Genomic DNA, 13,031 nt, shown 5'->3' with positions numbered 1-13,031 from the left:
CCTGGCGGGGACCTAGACCGGGTCCGCCGGGTGCGGGGCCATGGGCAGCAGCGAGGCGAGCCGCGCCTCGCACAGCCGCACCAGCTCCGCGTAGGCCTCCGGGCCCATCAGCTCCGTCAGCTCCGGCCGGTACGACTCGTACACCGGCTTGCCCGCACCGTGCGCCGAGGTCGCCGACGTGCACCACCAGTGCAGGTCGTGACCGCCCGGCCCCCAACCGCGCCGGTCGTACTCGCCGATCGACACCTGGAGCACCCGGGTGTCGTCCGGCCGGTCGATCCAGTCGTAGGTGCGGCGGATCGGGAGCTGCCAGCACACGTCCGGCTTGGTCTCCAGCGGCTCCTGGCCGCTCTTCAACGCCAGGATGTGCAGCGAACAGCCCGCCCCGGCCGGGAAACCGGGCCGGTTCAGGAAGATGCAGGCGCCGTCCCAGCGGCGGGTCTGCTTCTCCCCGTCGTCGTCGAACTGCGTCCAGCCGCTCTCGCTGCCCTCGTCGTGGAACTGCCACAGCTCCGGCGTCAGCCGTGCCACGTGTTCGGCGACCCGCTTCTCGTCGTCCTCGTCGGAGAAGTGCGCCCCGAGCGTGCAGCAGCCGTCGGAGGCCCGACCCGCCTGGATGCCCTGGCAGCCACTGCCGAAGACGCAGGTCCAGCGGGAGGTCAGCCACGTCAGGTCACAGCGGAAGACCTGTTCGTCGTCGGCGGGATCGGGGAACTCCACCCAGGCCCGGGGGAAGTCCAGCCCCTTCTCGTCCGGCTCCTTGCCCTTGCCCTTGGGCTTCGCCCCGCCCGCGGACCTCTTCGACGCGTTCTTGTTGGCCTTCTTCGTATTTGGCACAAACCCAAGCCTAAGCGCCCCTTACCTCACCCCTACGCGTTCGGCCCAGTAGCGTTTCCCGTATGAGACTCGGTGTCCTCGACGTGGGTTCGAACACGGTGCATCTGCTGGTGGTGGACGCCCACCCCGGCGCGCGCCCCCTGCCCGCGCACTCGCACAAGGTGCAACTACGACTGGCGGAGCTGCTCGACGAGCACGGCGCCGTCTCCCCCGACGGCATCGAGCGGCTCGTGTCCGTGATCGGGGCCGCCGTACAGGCCGCCGAGGACAAGGGCTGCGAGGACGTCCTGCCCTTCGCGACCAGCGCGGTGCGCGAGGCCACCAACGCCGACGAGGTCCTCGCCCGCGTCAAGGCCGAGACCGGGGTCGACCTGCCCGTCCTCAGCGGCGGGGACGAGGCCCGCCTCACCTTCCTCGCCGTGCGGCGCTGGTTCGGCTGGTCGGCGGGCAAGCTCCTCGTCCTCGACATCGGCGGCGGCTCGCTGGAGATCGCGTACGGCATCGACGAGGACCCGGACGCCGCCGTCTCCCTGCCGCTCGGCGCCGGCCGCCTCACCTCCGCCTGGCTCCCGACCGACCCGCCGGACCCGGGCGACGTGAAGGCGCTGCGCCGGCACGTGCGGGCCCAGATCGCGCGGACCGTCGGCGAGTTCAGCCGCTTCGGGGTCCCGGACCACGTGGTGGCCACCTCCAAGACCTTCAAGCAGCTCGCCCGGATCGCGGGAGCGGCCCGCGAGGCGGACGGCCTGTACGTCCAGCGCGACCTGACCCGCAAGTCCCTGGAGGAGTGGGTCCCGCGCCTGGCGACGATGACCGCCGCCGAACGCGCCGGCCTGCCCGGCGTCTCCGAGGGCCGCGCCGGACAACTCCTGGCCGGCGCCCTGGTGGCGGAGGCCACGATGGACCTCCTCGGCGTCGAGGAACTGGAGATCTGCCCCTGGGCCCTGCGCGAGGGCGTGATCCTCCGCCGCCTGGACCACCTGCCGTAGCGGGGGCGTCGCGCGCGTAACCTGTCACCGTGGCAGAACCAGTCCGTATCCCGACCACCCGCGCCCCGAAGGTCGCCCTGTCCACCGCCTCCGTGTATCCGGAGTCCACGGCGACCGCGTTCGAGATCGCCGGCCGCCTCGGTTACGACGGGGTCGAGGTCATGGTGTGGACGGATCCGGTCAGCCAGGACGTCGACGCCCTGCGCCGGCTGTCCGACGACCACGGCGTGCCGATCCTGGCCATCCACGCGCCGTGTCTGCTGATCACGCAGCGCGTGTGGTCCACCGACCCGTGGACCAAGCTCCAGCGCGCGCAGGCCGCGGCCGAGAAGCTCGGGGCGTCCACGGTCGTCGTGCACCCGCCGTTCCGCTGGCAGCGGCAGTACGCGCGGGACTTCGTCGGCGGGATCTGGCGGATGGCGGACGAGACGGACGTGCGGTTCGCCGTGGAGAACATGTACCCGTGGCGCTACCGCGACCGCGAGATGCTCGCCTACGCGCCCGAGTGGGACGTGACCAAGGACGACTACCGGCACTTCACCGTCGACCTCTCCCACACCGCGACCGCCCGCACCGACGCCGCCGCGATGATCGACCGGATGGGCGACCGGCTGGCCCACATCCACCTCGCCGACGGGAACGGCTCCGCGAAGGACGAGCACCTGGTCCCCGGGCGCGGCACGCAGCCCTGCGCCGAGCTGCTCGCCGGGTTGGCCCGTACGTCCTTCGACGGGCACATCGTCATCGAGGTGAACACCCGCCGGGCGATGTCCTCCGCGGAACGCGAGGCCGACCTCGCCGAGGCGCTGGAGTTCACCCGCCGCCACCTCGCGGAACCGGCGCGACGCCCGTGACCGACCCCACCGACCCCACCGAGCCCGACCCCACCGAGCCCGACCCCACCGAGTCCGACCCCACCGAGCCCGAGCCGGAGTCCGAACCCGCCGAGCCGACGGCCCCCGCCCCCGTCAGGCGCCGGCGCGGCCCCGGCCGCCCCCGGCAGGACGAGGCCGACGACGGCCCCGGCACCCAGGAGCGGATCCGGCTCGCCGCCCGCGAGGTGTTCGCCGAGCGCGGCTACGACAAGACCTCCGTGCGCGGCATCGCGAAGGTCGCCGGCGTGGACCCGGCGCTGGTGCACCACTACTTCGGGACCAAGGACGACCTGTTCGCCGCCGCCGTCGAGGTGTCCATGGAGCCCGCCCTGGTGGTTCCGGCCATCCTCGGCGAGGGCCCCGACGGCATCGGGGAGCGGCTCGCCCGGTACTTCCTGAGCGTGTGGGAGAACCCGGTCACGCGCGTCCCCATGCTGGCCGTGATCCGTTCCGCGCTCACGCACGAGGCCGCCGCCAAGGTCCTGCGGGGGCTGGTCCTGCGCCGCCTGCTGGAGCGGGTCGCCGCCGACCTCGACGTCCCGAACCCGACCTTCCGGGCCGAGCTGGCCGCCTCGCACATGGTCGGGATCGCGATCCTGCGCTACGTCGTCCAGGTGGAGCCGCTGGCCTCCGCCGACCCGGAGGAGATCGTCACCCTGGTCGCCCCCACCCTCCAGCGCTACCTGACCGAGGCCTGACGGGGCCTGACCGAGGAATGAGCCCCGCGTCCCGGCATGCGGACGAGGTGTCCGGATCGCGGGCGGTGGGCGTAGCCTCGTAACCGAGCCATATCCACAGTCGCGGCTGACCGTACAGCCGCACTCATGGGGAGTGAAACCGCATGCCCGAGCTGAGGTCCCGCACCGTCACCCACGGCCGCAACATGGCAGGCGCTCGTGCGCTGATGCGCGCGTCGGGCGTAGCGAGCGAGGACATCGGCAAGCCGATCATCGCGGTGGCCAACTCGTTCACCGAGTTCGTGCCCGGCCACACCCACCTGGCCCCGGTCGGCCGCATCGTCTCCGACGCCATCCGCGCCGCCGGCGCCATCCCGCGCGAGTTCAACACGATCGCCGTCGACGACGGCATCGCCATGGGCCACGCCGGGATGCTGTACTCCCTGCCCTCCCGCGACCTCATCGCGGACAGCGTGGAGTACATGGTCGAGGCGCACTGCGCCGACGCCCTGATCTGCATCTCCAACTGCGACAAGATCACCCCGGGCATGCTGATGGCCGCCATGCGCCTGAACATCCCGGTCGTCTTCGTCTCCGGCGGTCCGATGGAGGCCGGCCAGGCCACCCTCGTCGACGGCACCGTCCGCAAGCTGGACCTGATCGACGCGATGGTCGACGCCTCCAACGAGAACGTGTCCGACGAGGACGTGCTCCGCATCGAGGAGAACGCCTGTCCGACCTGTGGCTCGTGTTCCGGCATGTTCACCGCCAACTCGATGAACTGCCTCGCCGAGGCCATCGGCCTGGCCCTCCCGGGCAACGGCTCGGTCCTCGCCACGCACACCGCCCGCCGCGCCCTCTACGAGAACGCCGGCCGCACGGTCGTGGAGATCACCAAGCGCTACTACGAGGGCGGCGACGAGTCCGTCCTGCCCCGCAACATCGCCACCCGCGAGGCCTTCGAGAACGCCATGGCCCTCGACATCGCCATGGGCGGTTCCACGAACACGATCCTGCACCTGCTGGCGGCGGCGCAGGAGGCGGGCCTGGAGTACGACCTCAAGGACATCGACGAGGTCTCGCGCCGCGTCCCCTGCCTGGCCAAGGTCGCCCCGAACGTGGCGCCCGGCGGCACGTACTACATGGAGGACGTCCACCGCGCCGGCGGCATCCCCGCGATCCTCGGCGAGCTGCACCGCGGCGGCCTCCTCAACAAGAACGTCACCACCGTCCACTCCCAGGGCCTCGACGACTGGCTGGGCACCTGGGACGCCCGCTCCGCGACCGCCTCCGAGGAGGCCATGGAGCTGTGGCACGCGGCCCCCGGCTGCAAGCGCTCCGCCACCGCCTTCTCCCAGTCCGAGCGCTGGGACACCCTCGACCTCGACGCCGAGGGCGGCTGCATCCGCTCCGTCCAGCACGCCTACTCCAAGGACGGCGGCCTGGCGGTGCTGCGCGGCAACATCGCCGTCGACGGCTGCGTCGTCAAGACCGCCGGCGTGGACGAGTCGATCTGGACCTTCGAGGGCCCGGCCGTGGTGTGCGAGTCGCAGGACGAGGCCGTCGACAAGATCCTCCGCAAGGAGGTGAAGGCCGGTGACGTCGTCGTCATCCGCTACGAGGGTCCGCGCGGCGGCCCCGGCATGCAGGAGATGCTCTACCCGACGTCCTTCCTCAAGGGCCGCGGCCTCGGCAAGGTCTGCGCCCTGGTGACGGACGGCCGCTTCTCCGGCGGCACCTCGGGCCTGTCCATCGGCCACGCCTCCCCGGAAGCGGCCTCGGGCGGCGACATCGCCGTCGTCGAGGACGGCGACCGCATCCGCATCGACATCCCGAACCGCTCGATCGAGCTGCTGGTCGACGAGGCCACCCTGGCCGCCCGCCACGCGGCCCTGGGCGGCGTGTACGCGCCGAAGGACCGCGAGCGCAAGGTCTCCGCGGCCCTGCGCGCCTACGCGGCGATGGCGACCAGCGCCGACAAGGGCGCCGTGCGCGACGTCAGCCGCCTGGGCTGATCCCGCACCACCGCTCCCCGTCCCACCACCGGACGTACGAGGACCCCGCCGGGCCGCTTCACCACCCGGCGGGGTTCCGCGCGTCCACGGCGAAGACGCTGCCGTCGGGCGCGGTCGCGAAGACCCGGCCCTCGGCGGCGACGGGGGCGGGCAGGGTGGCGCTGAAGGCGCCCGCACCGGCCGGCGCGCGCAGCTTCGTCTGCCCCTCCAGCCGTCCGGCCGTCGCGTCCACGGCCAGCAGCCGGCCGTCCTGCGCGCTCAGGAAGAGCCGCCCCTGCGAGAACACCGGCCGCGAGGCCGCCGACACCCCGGTCTCCCGGCGCCAGAGCTCCCCGTCCTGCCCGACGGCCACGAGCGCCCCCGCCGTTCCGAAGGCGTACACCGTCCCGTCGGGGCCGACCGATCCCTCCGCGTCGAGGAGGGGCACGGACAGCGGGACGCGGTGCAGGGCGCGGCTCGCCAGGTCCAGGCGGACGACCGCGCGGGTCTTCGTCGAGGTGTCGTCGTCCAGGAGGTACGCCGCCCCCCGGGCGACGCCGAGGGGGCGCAGCATCCCGCTCGTGCGCAGGTGCCAGCGTTCGGCTCCGCTCTCCGGGGCCACGGAGACGAGCTGCGTCGCCCGGCCGTCGGCCTCGCGGGTGGCGGCGTAGAGCCCGGATCCGTCCGGGTCGGACCACCAGACGGAGCCGACGCCGCCGATCCGGCGGGTCCAGCGCTGCGTCCCGGTGGCCGTGTCGAGGACGGTCGCCTCGCCGGTCGGGCCGGCGAGCAGGGTCCGCTCGCCGAGGACCAGGACGCGGGTGGCGTCGGGCAGGGCGCGCTTCCAGCGTTCCGCCCCGGTGGCGGGGTCCAGCGCCCGCAGGGTGCGGCTGCCCGAGGCGACGGAGACGATCAGCCCGCCGCCGTACGCGGGCGCGCTGTCGGCGGCCGTCCGTTCGGCGGCCTCGCCGGCCCGTACGGACCACAGCGGCGCGCCGTTCGCCGGGTCCAGGCGGCCCGCGGCGATGTCGTGCCCGGAGCAGTAGAGGCCGCCCGACAGCCAGGAGCAGGCGGCGGCCCGGTTCCCGGCGCCGGGCTCGCCCAGGGTGGTGGCCCAGGGGGTGAGGGGGGCCGGGTCGTGCCCGGTGTCGGGGCCCTGTCCGACGCGGGTGCGCGGGGCCTCGTCGGCGGTGGCGAAGTGCAGCCAGGCGCCGGCCCCGCCGGCGAGGAGCAGCGCGAGGGCGGCGGCGCCCCGCACGAGGCGCCGTCGGGCGCGCCGGGCGGGGGCTGCGGCGGCGGGTCCCGACCCCGTGTCCGGCTCCGCCCGCCGGTCCGGTTCCCGGGCAGCGGGCCGGTCGCGGAGGTGCGTGACCGGCTCCTCCTCCAGCGGGGAGGGCCGGCGCGGCTGCGGTATGAAGGTCTGCGTGTCCTCGCCCGTCGGGCTCGTCGCGGCGCGGACCTCGGCGATCAGGGCCTCGGCGGTCGGCCGGAGCTCCGGGTCCTTGGCCAGGCAGCGGGTCACGATCGGCACGAGCGGCGCGGGCAGCCCGGTGAGGTCCGGCTCGCTGTGCACGACCTGGTAGGCGACGAGGTAGTGGCTGTCGGAGTCGAAGGGGCCCCGGCCGGTCGCCGCGTGCACGAGCACCGCGCCGAGGGCGAACACGTCCGCGGCGGTGCCCACCTCGCGGGGCCGCTGGAACTGTTCGGGCGCCATGAACGGCGGCGTTCCGATCAGCTTGCCCGTCTCGGTCCGCAGGTCGCTGTCGGCCGGGCGCGAGATGCCGAAGTCGATGACGCGCACCCCGTCGGGGGCCATCAGCACGTTGCTCGGCTTCAGGTCCCGGTGCACGACGCCGGCCCGGTGGATGTCGCGCAGGGCCTCGGCCAGGCCGGCCGCGAGCCGGATCAGTTCGTCGGGGTCCAGTACGCGCTCGCGGACCCGCTCGGACAGGGTCGGGGCGTCGATGAACAGGGTGGCCATCCACGGCCGTTCGGCGTCGGGGTCGGCGTCGACGACGGGCGCGGTGAAGGCCCCGCTCACGCGCCGGGCGGCCGCGACCTCCTGCCGGAACCGCGCGCGGAACTCCGGGTCCACCGCGTGCTGGGCGTGGACCACCTTGACGGCGAGTTTCAGCCCGGAGCTGGAGGCGGCCAGGTGGACGACGCCCATGCCGCCGGAGCCGAGCACGGATTCGAGCCGGTACTGCCCGGCGTACTCCGGAAACCCCGCGTAGTCCGCGCGCAGCGAATGCACCGCTCATCACCCCCGATCGAGCCTAGTCGATGGCGCGGGCGGAACCCCAAGGTCCTGCTACCCTGCGCGCGTTGCGCAGGGCAACACCCATGGGGGGAGTTTTCTTATGTCCGTCGAGAACGATTCGAGCCAGGTCGAGAGCCTGGCCGCCGCGAGCGGTTTCCCGACCTTCCCGGTCGCGCCCGGCCACCAGGTGAACGTCCGCAGCGGCCCGGGCACCAACTACTCCGTCGTGCGCGTGCTGCCCCTGGGCGCGAGCGTCACCATCCGCTGCCAGTGCCCCGGCACGATGGTCTCGGGCCCGTACGGCACCACCGACCTGTGGGACTGCATCGGCAACGGCCAGTTCGTCTCCGACGCCTACGTCCGCACCGGGAGCGACGGCTACGTCGCCGGCCGCTGCGCCTGAGCCGGTCGGCCCGTCACCGTTCTGCCACGTGAGACGCCCCCGGCGGGCCGTGCCCGCCGGGGGATAATCGCCGGTGTGAGCGAAGACGAGCAGCGAGACCAGAACCAGGACCGGCAGCCGGAGCAGGGCTCGCGGGAGCGCCGGGCCGAAGCCCGCCCGGAGCCCGCGCCCGGCCCGCGGCCCGAGCCGATCAAGTTCTTCGGCACCACCTGGGTGGACCACGACGGCGGCTACGCCGCGCGCCGCGCGGGCGTCGCCGTCGGCTCGCTGCTGGGCGCCGTGGCCGCCGCGTACCTGCTGCGCTTCGCCTACGAGGGCCTGGAGATCGGCAACGTCGGCCCGTTCCTCAGCATCTCCGTGGTCATCCTCTTCGCGATCGCGAGTTCCATCGCCTTCGTCAAGACCTGGGACTCCTTCAGCCGTCGTGCCGCCCCGTCCTCCGACGAGGCCGCCCTCAAGGGCCTGAAGGCGATCGGCTTCATCGGCTCCCTCATCGCGTACTTCCTGCGCTCCCTCTTCGAGGCGCCGGGGGAGAAGCTCCACCGCGCCGAGTACGAGCGTGCCGTGGCCGAATTCGACCGCCGCCGCAGTTCCCGTACGGGCAACCCGGCCGCCCGCCGCCCCAAGCGCCGGAAGTAGCCCCCGCCGGGTCCATCACCCGTCCGCGCCACCCGCCCGCACCACCCGTCCGCGCCTTCGTCCGTTCCGGCCGATTGACGTCCGGGCACCGCCAGGAGCATTATTCATCACATGATGAATAACCGGTCGGACGGGGCCTCCCACGCCGTCCACGCCCACGACCTCACCGTCCGCCGCGGCACCGGCCGCCGCCCCCGCACCGTCCTCGACGCCCTCGCCTTCGACGTCCCCCGCGGCCGCATCACCGGCCTCCTCGGCCCCTCCGGCTGCGGCAAATCCACCCTCATGCGCGCCGTCGTCGGCACCCAGGCCCACGTCACCGGCACCCTCGACGTCCTCGGCCGACCCGCCGGACACCCCGCCCTCCGCTCCCGCGTCGGCTACGTCACCCAGGCCCCCTCCGTCTACGACGACCTCACCGTCCGACAGAACCTCGACTACTTCGCCGCCGTCCTCGACCCCGGCCGGGCCGCCGCCGACCGCCGCGCCGAAGCCGTCACCCGCGCCATCGCCGACGTCGACCTCACCACCCGCGCCGACGCCCTCGCCGGCAACCTCTCCGGCGGACAACGCAGCCGCGTCTCCCTCGCCGTCGCCCTCCTGGGCACCCCCGAACTCCTCGTCCTCGACGAACCCACCGTCGGACTCGACCCCGTCCTGCGCCGCGACCTGTGGAACCTCTTCCACGACCTCACCACCGACCGCGGCACCACGATCCTCGTCTCCTCCCACGTCATGGACGAGGCCGAACGCTGCCACGACCTCCTCCTCATGCGCGAAGGCCGCATCCTCGCCCGCGACACCCCCGACGCACTGCGCACCCGCACCCACGCCACCACCGTCGAGGAAGGCTTCCTGCGCCTCGTCGACCAGGCCAACGCCGCCGCCCGGGACATCCAGGAGACCGAAGCCCGATGAACGCCGCCCGCACCACCGCCACCGCCGCCCGCGTCCTGCGCCAGCTCCGCCACGACCCGCGCTCCATCGCCCTGATGCTGCTGGTCCCCGTCCTGATGCTCACCCTGCTGCGCTACGTCTTCGACGGCAGCCCGCGCACCTTCGACGGCATCGGCGCCTCCCTGCTCGGCATCTTCCCCCTCATCACGATGTTCCTCGTGACCTCCATCGCCACCCTGCGCGAACGCACCTCCGGCACCCTCGAACGCCTCCTCGCCATGCCCCTCGGCAAGGGCGACCTCATCGCCGGCTACGCCCTCGCCTTCGGCGCCGTCGCCGTCGCCCAGTCCCTCCTCGCCACCGGCCTCGCCCTCTGGCTCCTCGGCCTCGACGTCACCGGCTCCCCCTGGCTGCTCCTGCTCGTCGCCCTCCTCGACGCCCTCCTCGGCACCGCCCTCGGACTCTTCGTCTCCGCCTTCGCCGCGTCCGAGTTCCAGGCCGTCCAGTTCATGCCGGCCGTGATCTTTCCCCAGCTCCTGCTGTGCGGCCTCTTCGCACCCCGCGACACCATGCAGCCCGTCCTCGAAGGCATCTCGAACGTCCTGCCCATGTCCTACGCCGTCGACGGCATGACCCAGGTCCTCACCCACACCGACATGACCACCGAGTTCCTCCGCGACGCCGCCGTCGTCGCCGCCTGCGCCCTGCTCGTCCTCGCCCTCGGCGCCGCCACCCTGCGCCGCCGCACCCCCTGACCGCCCCACCGCCCCGAGCACCCTGACCGCACTGACCGCACTGACCGCACTGCGGACAGCCCCCCGCCCCCCGCACCACGGGTGAAAGGATGAGGAGGCATACGCAGCACGCGTGAAGGAAACGTTCGGCGAGGTGAATCGGGCATGACCCAGACAGTCGCAGTCCTCGGTACCGGCAAGATCGGCGAGGCCCTGCTCAGCGGAATGATCCGCGGCGGGTGGCCCGCCTCCAAGCTCCTCGTCACCGCCCGCCGCTCCGAACGCGCCGAGGAACTGCGCACCCGCTACGGCGTCGAGGCCGTCAGCAACGCGGAAGCCGCCGAGCGGGCCGACACCCTCATCCTCACCGTCAAGCCGCAGGACATGGGCAAGCTCCTCGAAGAGCTCGCCCCCCACGTCCCCGCCGACCGCCTGGTCATCAGCGGCGCCGCCGGCATCCCGACCTCCTTCTTCGAGGAACGGCTCGCCCCCGGCACCCCCGTCGTCCGCGTCATGACGAACACCCCCGCCCTCGTCGACGAGGCCATGTCCGTCATCTCCGCCGGCAGCCACGCCACCGCCGCCCACCTCGCGCACACCGAGGAGATCTTCGGCGGCGTCGGCAAGACCCTGCGCGTCCCCGAGTCCCAGCAGGACGCGGCCACCGCCCTCTCCGGCTCCGGCCCCGCCTACTTCTACTTCCTCGTCGAGGCCATGACCGACGCCGGCATCCTCCTCGGACTGCCCCGCGCCCAGGCCCACGACCTCATCGTCCAGGCCGCCATCGGCGCCGCCGTCATGCTCCGCGACAGCGGCGAACACCCGGTCAAGCTCCGCGAGGCCGTCACCTCCCCGGCCGGCACCACCATCAACGCCATCGTCGAGCTCGAACGCCACGGCGTCCGCGCCGCCCTCATCGCCGCCCTCGAAGCCGCCCGCGACCGCAGCCGCGAACTCGCCTCCGGCAACAGCTGACCCCCGCACCCCGTCACGGGCCCCCGCACACGGCGGGGGCCCACCCCTCGCGGGGCGCGGACCTCAGGGCTCCAGCAACCCGATCGCCCGGTACGCCCGGTCCACCACCGGCCGCGCCAACCCCCGGGCCCGCTCGGCGCCCTCCCGCAGCACCTTCTCCACCGCACCGGGATCCGCCGCCAGCTCCGCGTGCCGCTCCCGCACCGGCCGCAGCGTCTCCACCACCACCTCGGCCACGTCCCGCTTCAGCGCCCCGTACCCCGCGTACCCCTCGGCGAGCACCGCCGGCTCCCCACCCGTACAGGCACCCAGGACGTCGAGCAGGTTCGCCACCCCCGGCCGCGCGGCCCGGTCGTAGACGACCCCACCGTCCCCGCTGTCGGTCACGGCCCGCATGAACTTCCTGCGGATCACGTCCGGCTCGTCGAGCATGAACACCACCCCGGGCCCGGCGTCACCGGACTTCCCCATCTTCGACGTCGGGTCCTGGAGGTCCATGACCCGCGCCGCCACGACCGGATGCGTCGCCTCCGGCACGGCGAACGTGTGCCCGTACCGCTGGTTGAACCGCACCGCCAAGTCCCGCGTGAGCTCGACGTGCTGCCGCTGGTCCTCACCCACCGGCACCTCGTCCGTCCCGTACGCCAGGATGTCCGCGGCCATCAGCACCGGATAGGTGAGCAACGACAGCCGTACGCCGCCCCCCGAAGCCTGCGCCACCGCCGACTTCTCCCGGTACTGGACCATCCGCCGCAGCTCCCCGTCCGTGGCGGTGCACTCCAGCAGGTACGCCAGCCGGGTGTGCTCGTCGACGTGGCTCTGTACGAACAAGGTGCACCGGAGCGGGTCCAACCCGGCGGCCAGCAACAACGTCGCCGCCTGCCGACTCAGCCGGCGCACCCGCGCCGGATCGTGCTCGACGGTCAGCGCGTGCAGGTCGACGACGCAGAACAGCGCCTCGTCCGGCGCGTGGTCCGCGGCGACCCACTGCCGTACGGCCCCCAGGTAGTTGCCCAGCGTCAGGTGCCCGGTCGGCTTGACCCCGCTGAAGATCCTCGTCATGTCCTCTGTCTCCCTGTCCGTGTCGGTGGCCCCGCGTCGGGCGACCGCGCCACTCCCGGGGAGGGAGAAACAGAAACGGCCGCCGGATCGGCGGCCGTGAGCGCATGCGTGCTCGCGTGTGGATCGGCCGCCGTCAGGCGGCCCACCAGCGAAGGCTGAGCGCATGCGTAGTCATGGGGACGAGCCTAGCTCTTGGACCACGAGGACGGCATCGGACTTTCGGCCGGCCACCGGTCAGCCAGGGGTTGACACAGGTGTGCCCGGTCCGTAAGGTTCTTCGAGTTGTCCGACGTGAGCGCCGACTCCGGTCGGTCCCCGGACAGCCATCCCGCACTACACATTCGAACGAACGACGCACCCTGTCGTCTCGTTTTCATGCGTATTTGCGAATGAGGAATCCGCGTTCCAGGACGCAGCCGCCGATTGGCTTCGGGGGCAAGGAATCCGCTACTGTCTCACTCGCCGGAAGGGCCCAACAGCCCGGAAAGCAAAACCCGCTGACCGGGAGTCAGACCCGAAAGAGTCTGATAGAGTCGGAACCGCCGGAAAGGGAAAACGCGAAAGCGCAGAACCTCGAAAGCACCGAGGAAATCGGGCCCGAAAGAGTCTGATAGAGTCGGAAACGCAAGAACACAGAACGAAAGCCCGGAGGAAAGCCCGAGAGGGTGAGTACAAAGGAAGCGTCCGTT

Annotated in this window: 12 protein-coding genes; 9 read left to right on the top strand and 3 right to left on the bottom strand. The window is 72.7% G+C overall.

The genetic code is table 11. The annotated features are described in order from the left end of the window. Positions 1-12: 12 nt before the first annotated feature. Complete coding sequence (locus ACZ6ZI_RS08010; RefSeq protein ID WP_469517740.1) at positions 13-837, bottom strand: DUF3109 family protein; 825 nt, start codon at positions 835-837, stop codon at positions 13-15. Positions 838-899: 62 nt separating this feature from the next. Here ACZ6ZI_RS08010 and ACZ6ZI_RS08005 point away from each other — a divergent pair, with 62 nt between their 5' ends. The 4 genes from ACZ6ZI_RS08005 to ilvD all read left to right on the top strand — a co-directional run bounded on the left by ACZ6ZI_RS08005 (position 900) and on the right by ilvD (position 5,393). Continuing rightward, entirely contained in the window at positions 900-1,826 is a 927-nt protein-coding gene (locus tag ACZ6ZI_RS08005) for a Ppx/GppA family phosphatase (protein ID WP_363062880.1), read from the top strand. 29 nt (positions 1,827-1,855) lie between these two features. Continuing rightward, the gene (locus ACZ6ZI_RS08000) at positions 1,856-2,680 is read left to right on the top strand and encodes a sugar phosphate isomerase/epimerase family protein (RefSeq protein ID WP_363062878.1); all 825 of its coding nucleotides are present in this window, start codon (positions 1,856-1,858) and stop codon (positions 2,678-2,680) included. Next, complete coding sequence (locus tag ACZ6ZI_RS07995; RefSeq protein WP_469517731.1) at positions 2,677-3,399, top strand: TetR/AcrR family transcriptional regulator; 723 nt, start codon at positions 2,677-2,679, stop codon at positions 3,397-3,399. The genes ACZ6ZI_RS08000 and ACZ6ZI_RS07995 overlap by 4 nt, the downstream gene beginning before the upstream one ends. Before the next feature lie 143 nt (positions 3,400-3,542). Then, entirely contained in the window at positions 3,543-5,393 is a 1,851-nt protein-coding gene (ilvD, locus tag ACZ6ZI_RS07990; protein ID WP_363062874.1) for a dihydroxy-acid dehydratase, read from the top strand. A gap of 58 nt (positions 5,394-5,451) precedes the next feature. Here ilvD and ACZ6ZI_RS07985 read toward each other — a convergent pair whose 3' ends face one another. Beyond that, positions 5,452-7,626: a protein kinase domain-containing protein gene (locus ACZ6ZI_RS07985; protein ID WP_469517727.1), complete on the bottom strand. Its 2,175-nt coding sequence runs from the start codon at positions 7,624-7,626 to the stop codon at positions 5,452-5,454. 106 nt (positions 7,627-7,732) lie between these two features. On the opposite strand from ACZ6ZI_RS07985, the gene ACZ6ZI_RS07980 reads away from it, so the two are divergent. The 5 genes from ACZ6ZI_RS07980 (at position 7,733) to proC (ending at position 11,280) form a co-directional block, all read left to right on the top strand. Then, on the top strand, positions 7,733-8,035 hold the full coding sequence (locus ACZ6ZI_RS07980) for a peptidase (protein ID WP_363062870.1): 303 nt from the start codon (positions 7,733-7,735) through the stop codon (positions 8,033-8,035). Between the two features lie 189 nt (positions 8,036-8,224). Beyond that, the gene (locus ACZ6ZI_RS07975) at positions 8,225-8,674 is read left to right on the top strand and encodes a hypothetical protein (protein ID WP_469518635.1); all 450 of its coding nucleotides are present in this window, start codon (positions 8,225-8,227) and stop codon (positions 8,672-8,674) included. A 111-nt stretch (positions 8,675-8,785) separates the two neighbouring features. After that, positions 8,786-9,592, top strand: a complete 807-nt coding sequence (locus ACZ6ZI_RS07970; protein WP_469517724.1) for an ABC transporter ATP-binding protein — start codon at positions 8,786-8,788, stop codon at positions 9,590-9,592. Further along, entirely contained in the window at positions 9,589-10,326 is a 738-nt protein-coding gene (locus ACZ6ZI_RS07965) for an ABC transporter permease (protein WP_363062866.1), read from the top strand. Before ACZ6ZI_RS07970 ends, ACZ6ZI_RS07965 begins: the two co-directional genes overlap by 4 nt. 144 nt (positions 10,327-10,470) lie before the next feature. Then, positions 10,471-11,280 carry a pyrroline-5-carboxylate reductase gene (gene proC / locus ACZ6ZI_RS07960; RefSeq protein WP_469517720.1) on the top strand — a complete coding sequence of 270 codons (810 nt, stop codon included), beginning with the start codon at positions 10,471-10,473 and terminating at the stop codon, positions 11,278-11,280. A gap of 63 nt (positions 11,281-11,343) precedes the next feature. Here the strand turns inward: proC and trpS are convergent, their stop codons facing one another. Beyond that, positions 11,344-12,342 (bottom strand): tryptophan--tRNA ligase, encoded by a 999-nt coding sequence (trpS, locus tag ACZ6ZI_RS07955; RefSeq protein ID WP_469517717.1) that lies wholly within the window; start codon positions 12,340-12,342, stop codon positions 11,344-11,346. Between the last annotated feature and the right edge of the window lie 689 nt (positions 12,343-13,031).

The sequence above is a fragment of the Streptomyces sp. NPDC103540 genome, from assembly GCF_055584445.1.
This window is presented reverse-complemented; position numbering and strand designations above follow the sequence as displayed.

Coding starts and splice junctions, on each gene's coding strand:
- ACZ6ZI_RS08005 (WP_363062880.1), top strand. CDS start 900: ATGAGACTCGGTGTCCTCGACGTGGGTTCGAACACGGTGCATCTGCTG.
- ilvD (WP_363062874.1), top strand. CDS start 3,543: ATGCCCGAGCTGAGGTCCCGCACCGTCACCCACGGCCGCAACATGGCA.
- ACZ6ZI_RS07980 (WP_363062870.1), top strand. CDS start 7,733: ATGTCCGTCGAGAACGATTCGAGCCAGGTCGAGAGCCTGGCCGCCGCG.
- ACZ6ZI_RS07970 (WP_469517724.1), top strand. CDS start 8,786: ATGATGAATAACCGGTCGGACGGGGCCTCCCACGCCGTCCACGCCCAC.
- ACZ6ZI_RS07965 (WP_363062866.1), top strand. CDS start 9,589: ATGAACGCCGCCCGCACCACCGCCACCGCCGCCCGCGTCCTGCGCCAG.
- proC (WP_469517720.1), top strand. CDS start 10,471: ATGACCCAGACAGTCGCAGTCCTCGGTACCGGCAAGATCGGCGAGGCC.
- trpS (WP_469517717.1), bottom strand. CDS start 12,342: ATGACGAGGATCTTCAGCGGGGTCAAGCCGACCGGGCACCTGACGCTG.